The 16,631-nt window shown below is 67.0% G+C and carries 10 protein-coding genes; 7 read left to right on the top strand and 3 right to left on the bottom strand.

Annotation, left to right across the window (positions count from 1 at the left end):
- The first annotated feature begins 16 nt into the window (after positions 1 to 16).
- The 7 genes from O6X71_RS04500 to pbpC all read left to right on the top strand — a co-directional run bounded on the left by O6X71_RS04500 (position 17) and on the right by pbpC (position 14,586).
- Positions 17 to 817 (top strand): class I SAM-dependent methyltransferase, encoded by an 801-nt coding sequence (locus O6X71_RS04500; RefSeq protein ID WP_353464643.1) that lies wholly within the window; start codon positions 17 to 19, stop codon positions 815 to 817.
- 168 nt (positions 818 to 985) lie between these two features.
- Positions 986 to 2,272: a glycoside hydrolase family 130 protein gene (locus O6X71_RS04495; protein WP_353464642.1), complete on the top strand. Its 1,287-nt coding sequence runs from the start codon at positions 986 to 988 to the stop codon at positions 2,270 to 2,272.
- A gap of 143 nt (positions 2,273 to 2,415) precedes the next feature.
- Positions 2,416 to 4,245 carry a DUF885 domain-containing protein gene (locus O6X71_RS04490; protein WP_353464641.1) on the top strand — a complete coding sequence of 610 codons (1,830 nt, stop codon included), beginning with the start codon at positions 2,416 to 2,418 and terminating at the stop codon, positions 4,243 to 4,245.
- Positions 4,242 to 5,747 carry a S10 family peptidase gene (locus O6X71_RS04485; RefSeq protein ID WP_353464640.1) on the top strand — a complete coding sequence of 502 codons (1,506 nt, stop codon included), beginning with the start codon at positions 4,242 to 4,244 and terminating at the stop codon, positions 5,745 to 5,747. The genes O6X71_RS04490 and O6X71_RS04485 overlap by 4 nt, the downstream gene beginning before the upstream one ends.
- 31 nt (positions 5,748 to 5,778) lie before the next feature.
- Complete coding sequence (locus tag O6X71_RS04480) at positions 5,779 to 6,522, top strand: dienelactone hydrolase family protein (RefSeq protein WP_353464639.1); 744 nt, start codon at positions 5,779 to 5,781, stop codon at positions 6,520 to 6,522.
- 205 nt (positions 6,523 to 6,727) lie between these two features.
- The gene (locus tag O6X71_RS04475) at positions 6,728 to 12,484 is read left to right on the top strand and encodes an alpha-2-macroglobulin family protein (RefSeq protein ID WP_353464638.1); all 5,757 of its coding nucleotides are present in this window, start codon (positions 6,728 to 6,730) and stop codon (positions 12,482 to 12,484) included.
- On the top strand, positions 12,481 to 14,586 hold the full coding sequence (gene pbpC / locus O6X71_RS04470) for a penicillin-binding protein 1C (RefSeq protein WP_353464637.1): 2,106 nt from the start codon (positions 12,481 to 12,483) through the stop codon (positions 14,584 to 14,586). The genes O6X71_RS04475 and pbpC overlap by 4 nt, the downstream gene beginning before the upstream one ends.
- Before the next feature lie 37 nt (positions 14,587 to 14,623).
- Here pbpC and O6X71_RS04465 read toward each other — a convergent pair whose 3' ends face one another.
- Genes O6X71_RS04465 through madL form a run of 3 tightly spaced genes read right to left on the bottom strand, consistent with a single transcriptional unit; the run spans position 14,624 to position 16,542 of the window.
- Entirely contained in the window at positions 14,624 to 15,325 is a 702-nt protein-coding gene (locus O6X71_RS04465) for a GntR family transcriptional regulator (protein ID WP_353464636.1), read from the bottom strand.
- 6 nt (positions 15,326 to 15,331) lie between these two features.
- Entirely contained in the window at positions 15,332 to 16,096 is a 765-nt protein-coding gene (madM, locus tag O6X71_RS04460) for a malonate transporter subunit MadM (RefSeq protein WP_353464635.1), read from the bottom strand.
- Positions 16,097 to 16,107: 11 nt separating this feature from the next.
- Positions 16,108 to 16,542: a malonate transporter subunit MadL gene (gene madL, locus O6X71_RS04455; RefSeq protein ID WP_353464634.1), complete on the bottom strand. Its 435-nt coding sequence runs from the start codon at positions 16,540 to 16,542 to the stop codon at positions 16,108 to 16,110.
- Positions 16,543 to 16,631: the final 89 nt, after the last annotated feature.

The raw sequence follows: 16,631 nt of genomic DNA, 5'->3' as shown, positions 1-16,631 counted from the left end.
CAGGGAGTGTAACGACATGAACCGATTGCTCACCACCTTGACCTGCCTCGCCGCATTTGGGGCTACGGGGGTAGTCGCGCAGTCCGTTGCCCCGTCCAAGGACATCGCTGCCGGTATCGCGGCCTCGACGCGGACGCCTGCTAACCGGGCGCGCGATCGCTATCGCCATCCGGCGGAGACACTGGCGTTCTTTGGCGTGAAGCCGACGCAGACCATCGTCGAATTCCTGCCGGCGGGCGGTTGGTATACCGAGATCCTCGCGCCGATCGTAAAGGGCCGGGGGGAGTATGTCGCCCTGGTCCCCGCTGCCCAGGCAGACCGCACGCGCAAGACATTCGCCGAAAAGGTCGCTATTTATGGCGCGACGAAGGTTGCGACGATCGACTTCAAGACCGGAGCATCGTCGATCCCAGCCGGGAGCGCCGACGTGGTGCTCACGTTCCGCAACGTTCACAATTTGCTGATGCAGGACGATCCCGCCGTAGCGAACCGCGTGTTCGCCGGGTTCTATGCAGCGTTGAAGCCGGGCGGGGTGCTTGGCGTGGTCGACCATCGCTTGCCGGAGGAGATGGACACGGCACGCGAGAAGACGAGCGGTTACATCAAGCGGTCGACGATAGTCCGGCTCGCGCAGCAAGCTGGCTTCACGCTTGCGGGCGAGTCCCGGATCAATGCCAATCCGAAGGATTCGCACGATCATCCGGAAGGTGTCTGGACGCTGCCGCCGACGTATCGCCTGAAGGACGTCGATCACGCAAAATATGCAGCGATCGGCGAAAGCGATCGATTGACGCTCAAGTTCGTGAAGCCGCGTTGATGGTGATCCGGCCGGTTTCCTAATCGGAGGCAGTTGAGTCGGCCGCCTCCTGACCCGTCGGTTGGCGATGCACGGCTAAATTTCGGCCTGGGATCGTGAGCCGCTCGGCATCGTTACCTAAGTTCGTCGCGAATGTCCGTCCGCGACCGGGTCAAAGGAACGATGCCGATGAACGCTGCCGATGTCTTCAACACGCTCGACGTCGAACTGAAGCCCGATCCGTCGCGCACCGTGATCCGGCCGTTCAGCTTCGGCTATCCGGCAGCGTTTGCGGCGGATCACCCGCCGCGCAGCCAGGTTGTCGTGGACCGCATCCAGGGACTCGACGATGCGATGCGGGCGAGGATGCTCGACCTGTTGCTTACCCCGATGCGGGAGCGTCATCGCAACGTCGAGCAGGTGCTGCTTCGCCGCTTCGAGGAGATGCGCGAGGAATTAGGTGACGGCGATTTCAACGACGACGAACGGCTCCTGATCGGCGCCTATTTCAGCCAGGAATACGCATTCGAGTCGGCTGCCCTCTTCAATCCCAGCATCGTCTCGCTGACGGACGAAGAACCGACAATGCCCGGCGCCATCCGCTTCGTCATGTCGCTGCGGGGGATCGGCGAGGGACATATTTCGTCGATTACGTTTCGCACCGGTGAATGGGGCCCGGGCGACCGACTGGTGATCGATCCGCCGAGCGCGCACGGCGTACCACCTCGCATCGAGCGGCAGGAGGACGGCTGGGTCCGGCTGGTATGCGAGGACAGTCAGGACGCGTCCGAAACCGTCATCTTCCCCGTACTGCCGAGCCAGCGCCAGGGCATCGAGGACCTCCGCCTCGTCAATTTCACCGATCACGACGGTGTCCGCAGTATCATCGGCACGTACACTGCGTTCGACGGCAAGGATGCGCGCCAGGAGATCCTGCGCGGTGTCGACCTGCGCCGGGTAGAGATGAGGCCGCTGGCCGGCGCGATGACCGGGTATAAGGGAATGGCGCTGTTCCCGCGGCGCATCGACAACCAGTTCGTGATGCTCGGCCGCCAGGACAGCGAGAATATCTGGCTGCTGCGGTCCGACGATCTCTACACGTGGGACACTGGAACGCCGATCATGGCGCCGAAATACCCTTGGGAATTCGTCCAGCTCGGCAATTGCGGATCGCCGATCGAAATAGACGAGGGTTGGCTGGTCTTCACGCACGGCGTCGGCATGGTCCGGGGATACTGCATCGGTGCCTGCCTGCTCGACAAGGACGATCCGTCGAAGGTGCTCGCCCGCACCGCATCGCCCCTGTTGTTTCCCAGCGCAGAGCATCGCGGAGGCTATGTGCCCAACGTGACCTATAGCTGCGGTGCCCTCATCCGCGATCGTCGCATCCTGCTGCCCTACGCGATCGGCGACGAGTTCTCCGCGTTCGCCGTGGGCAATGTCGACGATCTGCTGGCAGTGATGGAGCCCGCCTGATCGGGCCTGTATCCCGGCCCCCTGCCCGGCGCCGGGATAGCGGTGGCTGCTCGGCGGTTTCCCCTGATCAGGGACATCGTCGCAGACGCTTGCAGCTACGCCTGCCGCATCCTACCCCCGCACCATCGCATCCAAAGGAACGCATGGTGTCCGTCAAACTGATGTTCGTCGCTCTACTGTCTACCACGATTGCCGCGGGCGCGGCGACGGCGCAGGCGCTCCCCCCGCCGGTCGCGCAAGCGGGCGAGAGCACGGACGACACGCGCCTGAAACGACTATTCTACGACAGCGATGAGGCGAGCCTGAAGCGCAACCCGATCGAGGCGATTTTCCGCGGCGACCTGCGCTATGCCGACCGGCTCGGCGACTATCTCACCGATGCGTACCTCGCCGCCGAACGCGCCGCGATCGAGCATGACCTCGCCGCGCTGAAAGCGATCGACCGGACCAAGCTGTCGCCGACCGACCAGATCGCCTATGACGTGTTCAGGACGCGCAACGAGACCGATTTGGCCGGCTACGCGCCCGCTATCCTGAAGGTGCAACGCGACCTGCCGATCGACCATTTCGGCGGTTTCCAGACCTTCTATCCCGACTTCGCGTCGGGCAAGGGCGCGGCGCCGTTCAAGACGCTCGCGGACTATGAGAACAACCTCAAGCGTAGCGCGCAATATGCGGCCCTGCTCGACCGCGCGATTACCCTGTTCCGCCAGGGCATGAAGGACAAGATCGTCCAGCCCAAGCTGGTCGTCACCAACATGATCCAGGAGTTCGACAATCTGATCGCGGAAGGCGTCGAGGGCTCGACCTTCTACGGCCCGGTTAAGACCTTCCCCGCGACGATCTCGGCCGCCGACCAGACGCGTCTCAAGGCGGCCTATGCCAAGCAGATCCGCGACGTCATCACGCCCGCGCACCAGCGGATGCGCGATTTCCTCGCCAAGACGTATCTGCCGGTCGCGCGCGACACCGTCGGCCTGTCTGCGCTGCCCGGCGGCGATGCCTATTACACCTACCTGATCCAGCAGCGCACGACGTTGCCGATGACCGCCGAGCAGGTCCACCAGCTCGGCCTGTCCGAAGTCGCGCGCATCCTGAAGGGGATGGAGGCGCAGAAGCAGGCGGTCGGGTTCAAGGGCGATCTGCCCGCGTTCTTCACCTTCCTGCGCACCGACAAGCAGTTCCAGCCAAGTTCGGTCGCGCAGCTTCGCGACGGCTATCAGGCGATCGAGAAGCGCATCTATCAGCGGATTCCCGAGCAGTTCTCGCTGACGCCGAAGACCGCGCTCGAAATCCGCCCGGTCCCTGCATTCAAGGAAAAGGGCTCGGCCGGCGGCTCGTACGAGGGCGGCACGCCGGACGGATCGCGGCCGGGGGTGTTCTACTACAACAGCTACGACCTGCCCTCGCGGTACATGTGGGAGATGGAGACGCTGTTCCTGCACGAGGGCGTGCCCGGGCATCATTTCCAGATCAGCCTCGCGCAGGAGAACACCGCACTCCCCGCCTTCATGCGGTTCGGCGGCAACACCGCCTATGTCGAGGGCTGGGCGCTCTATGCCGAGAGCCTCTGGAAGGAGCTCGGGATGGAGACCGATCCGTATCAGCGGATGGGCGGGCTGAACGACGAGATGCTGCGCGCGATGCGGCTGGTGGTCGACAGCGGCATTCACGCCAAGGGTTGGACGCGCGATCAGGCGATCGACTACATGCTTGCCAATTCGCCGATGGCGCGGACAGATGCGACCGCCGAGGTGGAACGTTACATTGCGATTCCGGGCCAGGCGCTAGCCTACAAGATCGGCCAGCTGACGATCGCGCGAACCAAGGCCAAGGCGCAGGCGGCGCTCGGGGCGAAGTTCGATCCGCGTGATTTTCATGCACAGGTGCTCGATACCGGGTCGCTGCCAATGCCCGTGCTCGAACGCAAGATCGACGCCTGGATCGCCGCCGGCGGTGGTGCAGCCAAGTGATCGCACGTTTCGTCACCGCACTCGCCGCGACTTGCCTGCTCGCCGCGCCGATCGCGGCACAGGACAAGAAGGAGACCTCGACCGTCGAGAAGAAGGTCGACGACGAGTTCAAGTTCCCGCCGCTCCCCGCCGACAAGACGGTGCGCCAGTCGGCATCGATCGGCGGCCGGACGATCGCCTACGACGCCACCATCGGCACGATCCCGGTGCGCGACGACAAGGGCAAGGAGATCGGCCAGGTCGTCTACACGTCCTATGTCGCGACGGGAGGCGCCACCAACCGCCCGGTGACGTTCGCGTTCAACGGCGGGCCGGGCGCATCGTCGGTCTACCTCAACCTCGGCGCGGTCGGACCCAAGCGCGTCCAGTTCGGCGCGCAGGGCAATGCGCCGTCCGACGCACCGATCACGACCGACAATCCGAACAGCTGGCTCGACTTTACCGACCTCGTCTTCATCGACCCGGTCGGCACGGGCTTCAGCCGCAGCCTGGTCGATGAGGAGAAGACCAAGAAGGCGTTCTACGCCAACGATCCCGACATCAAATATTTGTCGAAGGTCGTCTACGACTGGCTGGTAAAAGCCGGGCGTTTGCGCTCGCCAAAATACGTAATGGGCGAAAGCTATGGCGGCTACCGCGCGCCGCGGATCGCGTACGAGCTCCAGTCTCAGATCGGCGTCGGGGTCAACGGGATCGTCATGGTCTCGCCGTATCTCGATCCCGCCTCGGGCGACGGCGCGACCGCGTTGTCGCCGCTGCCGTGGATGATCGACCTGCCGTCGATGGCGGCGGCGCATCTCGAGCAACAGCATCAACTCACCCCCGCGGCGATGGTCGATGTCGAAGCGTACACCCGTGGCGCCTTCGCCACCGATCTGCTGCGCGGACGCACCGATCCGCAGGCGGTCTCGCGGCTCGTCACCAACGTCAGCCGGCTGACGGGGCTCGATCCGGCGCTGGTGCAGAAAATGGGCGGCCGTGTCGATTCCGCGACGTTCCTGCGCGAGATCCACCGCGCGGACGGGACGATCGGCAGCGTCTACGATTCGAACGTCACCGCGTTCGATCCGTTTCCCTGGTCCGCGCAACGCCAGTCGAACGACCCGATCCTCGACGCGCTGATCGCGCCGACGACCAGCGCGATGGTCGACTTCGTCACGCGCGTCGTCGGGTGGAAGACCGACGCGCGCTATCATGCGCTGTCCTACGAGGTGAATTCGGCGTGGGATCGCGGCAAGCCCGACGACACCCCCGTCACCGACCTCCGCAAAGCGATCGCCAACGATCCCAAGATGGCGGTGATGATCGTGCACGGCTGGGACGACCTGTCCTGCCCGTTCTTCGCCTCGCGGCTGATCGTCGACCAGATGCCGAGCTTCGGCGCCACCGAGCGCGTGAAGCTCAACGTCTATCCGGGCGGCCACATGTTCTACAGCCGCGAGGACAGCGGCGCGGCGTTCAAGCGCGACGCGCGCGCGATCTATGGCGGCGGCGCGCGATGACTCCGAATCGTACCGGCATGAGGATGAGCGGATGATCTTGCGCAGCGACGAGACCCAGGATGTCGCCGTGTCGGGCAGCGGCCCGATGCGGATGCACATGTTCCGGCCCGCGATCGAGGGCCGCTTCCCCGGCATTCTCCTGTTTTCGGAGATCTACCAGGTCACCGCACCGATCCGCAGGCTGGCCGCGATGATCGCCGGCAACGGCTATGTCGTCGCCGTGCCCGAGGTCTATCACGAGTATGAGGCGCCGGGCACGGTTCTCGCCTATGATCCCGCCGGCACGGATCGCGGCAACGCGTTGAAGGTCGCCAAGCCCGTCGCCGCCTTCGACGCGGACGCGGAGGCCGGCCTGTCCGCATTGCTCGCACACCCGGCATGCAATGGCCGGCTGGGAACGTTCGGTGTGTGCCTCGGCGGCCATCTCGCCTACCGCGCCGCGCTCGACCCGCGCGTATCCGCAGCCGCATGCTTCTATCCGACGGACATCCATTCGGGCACGCTCGGTGAGGGGCGAGCGGACGACAGCCTTGCGCGGATGGCCGCGCTGAAGGCCGCCGCGATGTTCGTATTTGGCCGGCAGGACCCACACGTTCCCTTCGCCGGTCGGGAAACGATCCGCGCTCGGCTGGAAGAGGTCGGCGCGAACTATGAGTGGCACGAGCTGAATGCCCAGCACGCATTCCTGAGGGACGAAGGCCCGCGCTACGACCCTGCGTTGTTCCTGCAGGCAATGAGCCTCACCTTCGAGTTCTACCGCCGCGCGCTGGTATGACAGGTCGTTGAATAGTCCAGTGTTTGGAACGCTTAAGCCCGCGAAATACCAGTTTTATAGTGCATCCGCGGCTTTCATATTTCGCCCTATGTGTTGGTTTCGGGCAAACCATTTGTCGCCCCTGGTAACACCGCGATCAAGCGTTCCGAGGTTAAGTCTGGACTAGCGCTACCCAGCCACTATTCTACGGGCGGGGAGAGCGGGCATGCGATTTGCTAGACTGTGGGCGGCGCTTGCGATCGTCGTTGCGCCGGTTGCCGCGTTCGGGGGCGATACGCCGCACGTCACGCTTGCCACGCCCAACATCTCGGACGGCGCGATCACGCGCTTTACCGTGCGGTTCAGCGACGCGATCGTCCCGCTCGGCGATCCGCGCGCCGCGTCGCCGCTGAAGGTCGAGTGCGCGGTGTCGGGCGAAGGGCGCTGGGTAGATCAGCAGACCTATGTCTGGGACTTCGCGCAAGGCCTGCCCGGCGGCACCCGCTGCACGCTGGCGACGCGAGAGGGACTCAAAAGCGCGGCGGGCTACGGCGTCGATGCGGAGAGCTTCACCGTCGATGCCGGCGGTCCCATCGCCCGCGCGGTGCTGCCCGGCGAAGGCGATATCGAGGAGGACCAGGTGTTCCTGGTCGCCGCGAACATGCTTGCGACCCGTGAATCGATCGCCGCTAACGCCTATTGCGCGGTCGACGGAATCGGCGAGAAGATCGCGGTCGACGTGCTCGCGCCCGACTTGCCGGGCAAGCTGCTCGCCGGGTTGGGCAACAACTACTCGGTCACCAATTTCCTCGAAAGCGCCGGGCTGCCCAAGACGGTCCCCGCCGATACCGCGTCGCGCCAGCGCGCGCTGGCCGGCATTACCGCGTTAAAGTGTCGTCGGCCTTTGCCGCCGGGCCGCGACATGGCGCTGGTGTGGGGCGCGAACATCGCCAGTGCCGGGGGCAAGCTCGCCGGTGCCGACCAGCGGTTCGACTTCACCGTTCGGAAACCCTTCACCGCGCGGTTCGAATGCTCGCGCGTCAACACCGCGGCGGGATGCAGCCCGGTCGAGAAGGCGTATCTGCGGTTCTCCGCGCCCGTCCCGATGAGCGCGGCGACGCAGGTCCGCCTGATGCTCGCCGACGGCAAGTCGATCGCGCCCGTGTTCAGCGACGAGGAAAAGACCCGCGCGACGATCGAACAGGTCACTTTCGCCGCACCCTTGCCGTTCGCGACGCGTGGCAACGTGTCGATCCCCGCCGAGCTCAAGGACGAAAGCGGCCGCATCCTCGCCAACCGCGAACGTTTCCCGCTCGAGGTGAAGTTCGACGAAGCGCCGCCGCTCGTCAAGTTCGCGGCCGATTTTGGCATCCTCGAGGCGAAACAGGGCGGCGTGCTGCCCGTTACCGTGCGCAACGTCGAGCCGTCGCTGCAAGGCCAGACCGCGGGGATCGGCGGCCAGCGGCTGCGCGTGGGCGGTACCGACGGCGAGATCGCCGCGTGGCTGCGGCGCGTCGAGGAGGCGGGCAAGACCGACTATCAGACGATCGAGCGCAAGGGGGCCGAGCCGCTCCAGATCAACCATACCGGCGAGAAACCGCTGCTGTTCGGGAGCGGTGGCGGCGGGGCTAGCGGCGGTGGAGGCGATCCGTTCAAGCTCGATCTGCCGGGCAAGGGCAAGGACTTCGAGGTCGTCGGCCTGCCGCTCGGCAAGCCTGGTTTCTACGTCGTCGAACTCGCCAGCCCGACGCTGGGCCGCGCGTTGCTCGGCCGCGACGTGCCGCGCTATGTTGCGAGCGCCGCGCTAGTCACCGATCTGGCGGTGCATTTCGAATGGGGGCGCGATCGCTCGCTCGCCTGGGTCACGCGGCTGTCGACCGGCAAGCCGGTGGCGAACGCGGTCGTGCAGGTCAGCGACAGCTGTACGGGGAAGCCGCTCGCGCGCGGCGCGACCGACAAGAGCGGCGGGCTGATGGTCGCGCGCGGGCTGCCCGAACCCGAGACCTATGGTAGCTGCAAGGGCGAGGGTTCGCCGCATCCGCTGATGATCTCGGCGCGTACGGGCGACGATTTCAGCTTCACGCTGACCGACTGGGGCGAGGGCATCCGGCCGTTCGATTTCGACCTGTCCTATGGCTATTCGGCGGCGACCGACATCATCCACACCGTGTTCGATCGCGCGCTGGTCCGCCAGGGCGAGACGATCCACATGAAGCATATCCTGCGCCGCCCCGACGCGCGCGGCTTCTCGTTGGTGCCCGGCTTTACCGGCACGCTGCGGCTGTCGCATCGCGGCTCGGACACGCAGTTCGAGATGCCCGTGACGATCGGCGCCAACGGTACCGGCGAGACGGTCTGGACCGCGCCCAATGGAGCGCCGATGGGCGATTACGACCTCGTCTTTGTCGTCGGCGACATCACCACCGAATCCGCGCAGTCGTTCAAGGTCGACGAATATCGCCTGCCGACGATGCGCGCGAGCGTGACCGGGCCGAAGACCGCGCTCGTCAAGCCACGCACCGCCCAGCTCGATCTGTTCGCAGGCTATCTCTCGGGCGGCGGTGCCCCCGGCTTGCCGGTCGACGTCCGCATCGGCTGGTTCGCGCATAGTGCGACGCCTGTCGGCTACGACAAGTTCAGCTTCGGCGGTGAACCGATCACCGAGGGCGTCAAGCCGCTCGACGGCGAGGGCGAGGATGCGAAGACGCCGTTGCCGCCCACCCAGATGCTGCCGGCGACGCTCGGCAGCGACGGTACGCGGCGGATGACGGTCGACATGCCGCAAACGCTGCCCGGCACGACCGATATGCAGGTCGAGATGGATTACCGCGATGCCAATGGCGAGACGCTGACCGCGTCGAAATCGATCCCGATCTACGCCTCGGGCGTGCAACTCGGCATCGCGACCGATGGGTGGATGATGCGCGCGGACGATCTGCGCCTGCGCTTCGTCGCGCTCGATACCGACGGCAAGCCGATCAAGGGACAGAAGCTGTCGGTCGCGCTCTACAGTCGCCAGATACTGACCGCGCGGCGGCGGCTGATCGGCGGGTTCTACGCCTATGACAACCGGATGCGGACGACCAAGCTGTCGGCCTCGTGCAGCGCGACCACCGATGCGCAGGGGCTTGCGCAGTGCAAGGCGGATCCGGGCGTATCGGGCGAGATCTACGCGGTCGTCACCACGACCGACGCCGACGGCAACGTCGCCCGCGCGGTGAAGTCGGTGTGGCTCGCGGGGAACGACGACTGGTGGTTCGGCGGCGACAATGGCGACCGGATGGACGTCGTGCCAGAAAAGCTCACCTATGCGTCGGGCGAGACCGCGCGGTTCCAGGTACGGATGCCGTTCCGCTCGGCGACCGCTTTGGTCAGCGTCGAGCGCGAGGGCGTGTTGTCGAGCTTCGTGACCGAATTGTCGGGCAAGGACCCGGTGATCGAAGTGCCGATGGACGCGGCCTATGCGCCCGACGTCTATGTCTCGGTGCTGGTCGTGCGCGGCCGTGTCGAGAGCGGTTTCTGGAGCTGGATCCACCGGATCGCGCGGACGCTCGGGCTGTCGGACACGCCCGAGGACGCGGCCGAGCCGACCGCGCTGGTCGATCTCGCCAAGCCCGCCTACCGCCTCGGCATCGCCAAGGTGAAGGTTGGCTGGGAGGGCCATACGCTCGCCGTCGCGGTCAAGGCGGATCGCGAGCGTTACGCGCCGCGGGGGACGGCCAACGTCGCGATCCAGGTGCGGAAGCCCGATGGCAGCCCGGCGCGCGAGGCCGATGTCGCGTTCGCCGCGGTCGATCAGGCGTTGCTGCAACTTGCGCCGAACGACAGCTGGAACATTCTCGACGCGATGATGGGCGATCGCCCTCTGTCGGTCTTGACCGCGACCGCGCAGATGCAGGTCGTCGGCAAGCGGCATTATGGACGCAAGGCGCTCGAAGCGGGTGGCGGCGGTGGCGGCGGCGACCTGTCGGGGCTCAACCGCGAGAATTTCCAGCCGGTGCTGCTGTGGAAGGGGCATGTCCCGCTCGATGCGCAAGGGCGTGCGCGCGTGTCCGTGCCGCTGTCGGATGCGCTGTCGTCGTTCAAGCTCGTCGCGATCGCCACCGATGGCGCGCAGGCTTTCGGCACCGGCAGCACCGACATCCGCACCGCGCAGGACCTGTCGCTCTATGCCGGGATGCCGCCGCTCGTCCGATCGGGTGATTTCTACGGCGCGCGGTTTACGCTCCGGAACGGATCGGACCGCGCGATGACCGTCACGGCGAACGTCGACGTCTTCCCGCGGATCGCGCAAGGCAAGCCGCTCACCGTCACCATTCCCGCGGGTGGTGCGGCACCGGTGGCGTGGAACCTCACCGCGCCTGCGGGCGTCGATACGCTGCGCTGGACGGTGCGGGCTAGCAGTCACGACGGCCGCGCGACCGATCAGGTGACGGTAACGCAGGACGTCATCCCGGCGGTGCCGACCGAGATCTGGGCGGCAACGCTCGCGCAGGTCGGTGAGAATACGATGATCCCGATCGCGCCGCCGATGGGGGCGCTGCCGGGTCGCGGCAGCGTCGACATCCGCCTCGCCGATACGCTGGCGCCGTCGCTAGCCGGGGTGCGCGACTATATGAGCCGCTATCCGTTCAACTGTTTCGAGCAGCGGCTGTCGCGGATCGTCGTGCTTGGCGACATCGCGGGTTGGGTGACGCTGGCGGGCGAGATCCCGACCTATCAGGCGCCCGATGGCCTGCTCCGGTATTTCCCCGGCGACAGCCTGCAGGGGTCCGAGGCGCTGACCGCCTATGTCCTGTCGATGACGGGCGCGGCGAACCTGTCACTGCCGCCGGTCCAGCGCGCGCGGATGATCGAGGCGATGAAGGCGGTGCTCGACGGGCGCTTGCGGCATGAGGATTACGGCGATGTCCGCCTAACCAAGGTCGCGGCACTGGCGGCCTTGGCGCGGCAGGGCGAGGCGACGGCAGCGATGCTCGGCCAGATCGGCATGACGCCCGCCGAGATGCCGACCGCGAGCCTCGCCGACTACATCACCGCACTGACGGCGATCCCTGGTGCGTCGACCGAGGCCAAGGCGCAGGCCGAGGCGGTGTTGCGGACGCGGTTGGTGTTCGAGGGCACGCGGCTCGATCTGTCGGACTCGGCCAACGCGTCGTGGTGGCTGATGTCGTCGGCGGACGAGGCGGCGAACAAGGCGACCGCGGTGGTGCTCGGGCGGCCGGGTTGGCAGGACGACGCGCCGCGGCTGATGGTCGGCACGGCGCTGCGCCAGTCGCGCGGGCATTGGGATACGACCACCGCCAACGCGTGGGGGGCGATCGCCGCGCGGCGGTTCGCGCAGGTCTATCCGGCGCAGGCGGTCACGGGGACGACGATGCTGTCTTATGCAGGGCGTAGCGTCGCGCGCGGCTGGCCGCTGGCGGAGCCGGCGAGGACGGTATCGTTCCCGCTCGCCGCCGCCGGACCGCTGCGGTTGGCGCAAGGCGGCGGGGCCGGGCCGTGGGCGACCGTGTCGATCTCGGCGGCGGTGCCGCTGCGGCAACCGCTGTTCGCCGGCTATCGCCTGACGCGGAAAGTCGACGTCGTACAGGCGCGTACGGCAGGGCGGCTGACGACCGGCGACGTGCTCCGGGTGACGCTGTCGGTCGAGGCGACCGCCGAGCGCAACTGGGTCGCAATCAGCGATCCGGTGCCCGCCGGCGCGACCGTGATCGGCGACCTCGGTGGCCAATCGCAGCTGCTCCAGCAGGGCGGCGGGGCAGATGGTGAAAGCGGCGGGCCGAGCTATGTCGAACGCGGCCGCGATACGTGGCGCGCCTATTTCGCCTGGCTGCCCAAGGGGACCACCACCGTGACGTACACGCTGCGGCTCAACGGCGCCGGCCGGTTCCAGATGCCGCCAAGCCGGGTCGAGGCGATGTATTCGCCCGCAATTCGCGCCGCAGTGCCGAACCAGACGATGGTCGTCGCGGATCGATGAAGCAGCGCGCGGCGCTTGCCGGATTGCTGGTGTTGATCCTGGCCGCGGTCGGGTTCGACTGGGCGACGTTCCCGCCGCCCTTGCCGGGCTATGCGCAGGTGCGCGCTGCGTGGAAGCCGTCGGAAGCGTGGCTGTACGATCGCCACGGCGTGCTGATCGACAGCGCCCGCGTCAATTTCGCGGCGCGGCGACTGGCATGGGTACCGCTCGACCAGATCGCGCCGATCGTGCCCGCCACCGTCGTCGCGGCGGAGGACGCCCGCTTCCGCAGCCACGGCGGCGTCGACTGGCTGGCGATCCTCGGCTCGGTTCGCGCGCGCGCGAAGGGCGAGCGGGGCAGGGGTGCCAGTACGCTCTCGATGCAGGTCGCGGCGTTCCTGTCGCCGACGCTGGCGATGCCCGGCGCACGCGGCTGGCGCGACAAGCTCCGCCAGATGCGCGCGGCGCGATTGCTCGAGATGACGTGGAGCAAGGACCAGATACTCGAGGCGTATCTCAACCTCGCACCGTTCCGCGGCGAGGCGAAGGGGATCGGCGCGGCGGCGCTGTCGCTGTTCGGCAAGACCCCCGCGGCGATGGCGCGCGACGATGCGCTGCTGCTGACCGCGCTGCTCCCCGATCCCCAGGCGCCCGCCCCTCGCATCGCCGCGCGGGCGTGTCGCCTGGGTGGCGCGGGGGACTGTACGCGGTTCGCGAGCGAGGCCGCGTCGATGCTCGGTCCCGTCCGAACGCTCGCGCTCGATCCGGGCCTCGCGCCGCATCTCGCCGATCGCCTGCTGACCAAGCCCGGTCTGCGGATCACCACCACGCTCGATGCCGCGCTCCAGCGCACGGTCGCCGCCGCGCTGCGTCGCCAGCTTCTCGGGCTCGGCGGATCGCGCGCGCGCGACGGGTCCGCGGTGGTGATCGACAATGCGAGCGGTGACGTCCTTGCCTATGTCGGCGGGATCGGCGGCGCCTCGACCGCGCCAGCCGTCGATGCCGCGAACGCCTATCGCCAGGCCGGGTCGACGCTGAAACCGTTCCTCTACGCGCAGGCGATCGAGCGCGGATACCTGACCCCGGCCTCGGTGCTCGACGATTCTCCCGTGCAGCTCGATACCGCGTCGGGGCTGTACGTACCGCAAAATTACGATCGCGGGTTCAAGGGGCGCGTGTCGGTGCGCAGTGCGCTGGCGGGATCGCTCAACGTGCCAGCGGTGCGGACGCTGCTGCTGGTCGGGGTCGAACCGTTCCGCGATCGGCTCTGGGATACGGGCTATCGTGGTCTCGTCGAGGACGGCGATTATTACGGGTTCAGCCTTGCGCTCGGATCGGCGGAGGTGACTCTGCTCGAACAGGCCGACGCGTACCGGTCGCTGGCGAACGGCGGGCGCTGGTCCCCGTTGCGGCTCACCGCCGATGCTCCCCACGTTGCCGCTCGTCCGGTCACGACCCCCGCTGCCGCGTGGATCGTCGCCGACATGATGGCCGACCCCAACGCCCGCGCCGCCACCTTCGGCCTCGATTCGGCCCTGCGCCTGCCGTTCTGGACCGCGGTGAAGACGGGCACCTCGAAAGGCATGCGCGACAATTGGTGCGTCGGGTTCTCGCGCCGCTATACGGTCGCGGTCTGGGTCGGGAACGTCGAGGGCGACCCGATGCGCGCGGTCTCCGGCACCAGCGGCGCGGCGCCGGTGTGGCGCGACGTGATGCTGGCGCTCGGACGCGACGACGAACGCGGGCCGCCCATGCCCGCCGGCGTCGAGCACCGCCGCATCGCGTTTGCCGACGCGATCGAGCAGCCCCGCGTGGAATACTTTCTCCGCGGCACCGGCCAGTCGCTGATCGCCGCGGCGCCAGCCACCGCCCGGCGCGCGCGGATCGTCAACCCCGCCTCGGGCAGCGTCTACGCGATAGACCCCGACATCCCCGCCGACCGCCAGCGCCTCGCGATCGAGACCACCGGCGACGTCCGCGCGCATCACGTCTTCCTCGACAACCGCGACCTCGGCCCCGCCGCACAACAACTGCTGTTCTTCGCTCCACCAGGCCGACACCGCCTTCGCCTAGTCGACCAAGCCGGCCGCATCACTGATCAGGTGATCGTCACGATCCGGTGATCATGCATAGCTCACCGGGGCTTCGCGAAATAAATGCTCAGCGCTTTGGAAGATGTACCGGCTCGGCAAGTGCCTGATCTTGGTGCGCAATGTAGCTGTCGAGCGCGCTTGCAGCGTTGAGCATATGCGCACGCATGCGGCGGCCGGCTTCATCGCCATTCCCTTCTGCAATGGCGCGCATCACTGCGTCATGTTCTTCGCGAGAATGCGCAAGACGGCGATCCTGTCTCAATTGCATGCGGCGGAACGCGTTCAGGCGTGTTCGTACTGCCATCGTCTGGTCCGCCAGAAAATCGTTGTGGGCGGCATGATAGATCGCCTCGTGGAACTCGCGGTTGAGCGCGTCATAGGCATCGACGTCATTGTTCACGACAGCCGCCTCGCTTGTTTCGTGGATGCGGAGCAACCGACTGCGTTCAAGCGGCGTGATACGGTAGGTGGCAAGCCGAACGCAGGTAGCCTCTAGCTCCGCCATCGTCTCGAACATGTCCATCACTTCGTTGGCGGTTACGTGGCGGACGATGACGCCGCGGCGCGGGCGTATCTCGACCATGCCGCTGGTCGCCAATTGTCGAAGCGCCTCGCGGACCGGCGTGCGCGAGGCGCCGTAGCGATCCGCCAACTGCTGTTCGTCGAGCATCGTGCCCGGCGTCAGTTCGCCCGACGAGATCGCATCGGTCAGCGCATTGCGGATCCGGTCGGACAGCAGCCCGGTGTCTTCGATGTCGATACCGCTCACTTGCCTTCAGCCCCCCACGATCGCGCGGACGATCAGGTACAGGATCGACGGCGCCACCAGACAGCCTAGCCCGGTATGGAAGGTCGCGGTCAAGGCGCCATAGGGCACCAGCCGGCGATCGGTCGCGGCGAGCCCGCCCGACACGCCGCTGACGGTGCCCATCAACCCGCCGAACACCATTGCGCTGCGGGGATTGTTCAGCCCGATCAGCCCGGCGACCAAGGGCGTGCCGACCATCACCATCACCGCCTTGAACACGCCGGTCGCGATCGACAGCGCGATCACCGGCGAACTCGCGCCGATCGCAGCACCGGTGACCGGGCCGACGATATAGGTCACCGCGCCCGCGCCGATCGTCGTCATCGAGACGGCATCGGTATAGCCGAACGACGCTGCGACCAGCGTCCCGACGATGAACGGCAGCACCGTGCCGAGCAGCAACGCGACGACGCCGATCAGTCCCGCTTTCTTGGCCTGTTCGACGTCGACTTCGCAGGCTGTGGCGACGATCGCGAAGTCGCGCAGCATCGCGCCGCCCATCAGGCCGATCCCGGCGAGCATCGGCAAATCGGCCAGCCCCTTGTGCCCGCCGGTCGCGATCCCGCCCCAGAAGGCGAGCGCGAGACCGATCAGGATCGCGATCGCCGAGCCGTGGACTCGCCCCATCGTCAGCTTGGCGGACAGCATATTCGACAGCCACATGACGATGCCGACGACCGCGAACGCGGTGAGCAGCGCATTGGCGGTCAGCACCTTGGTGATCATTTCCATGTCGGTGCGCCTCAGTGCTGGGGTGCAGTGGAGGGGGCGAGCGCAGCCTCGGCCTCGCGGGCTTCGCGTGCCTCGATCTCGTCCATCGTTTCGGGCGTGCCCGACAGGCGGCTGATGAGCGCGACCGCGCTGAAGCACACCAGCAGCGCACCGACGCCGGCGATCAGCACCACCGGTCCGCCCTCGACCGCGGCGACGACGTCCTGCTGCGCCGCCATCGCGACGACGATCGGGATATACAGCGCACCCCAGAAGCCGATCCCGCGCGAAACGCCCTCGACATAGCGGCCACGTGACTTCAGCCACATCCGCGCAGCGATCAGCAGGATCATCGCGATGCCGACTCCGCCGACATTGGCCTTCACGCCGAGCAGCGCGCCGAGGCCTTCGCCGAGCAACTGCCCGATCAACGTGCAGATCGCGAGCAACGCGACTCCCGCAATCATGCGCCGCGTCCCGGATCTGGAGCGGCGACGGGTAGGGACTCGCTCATGGCATATCCTCTCACTGTATTCGATCTATCGTCTTATACGGG

Origin of the sequence: Sphingomonas faeni, assembly GCF_040407505.1 — a bacterium.
GTDB lineage: Bacteria > Pseudomonadota > Alphaproteobacteria > Sphingomonadales > Sphingomonadaceae > Sphingomonas > Sphingomonas faeni_E.
Note: the sequence above shows the minus strand (reverse complement) of the source record. Positions and strands in the feature narration are given on the sequence as shown.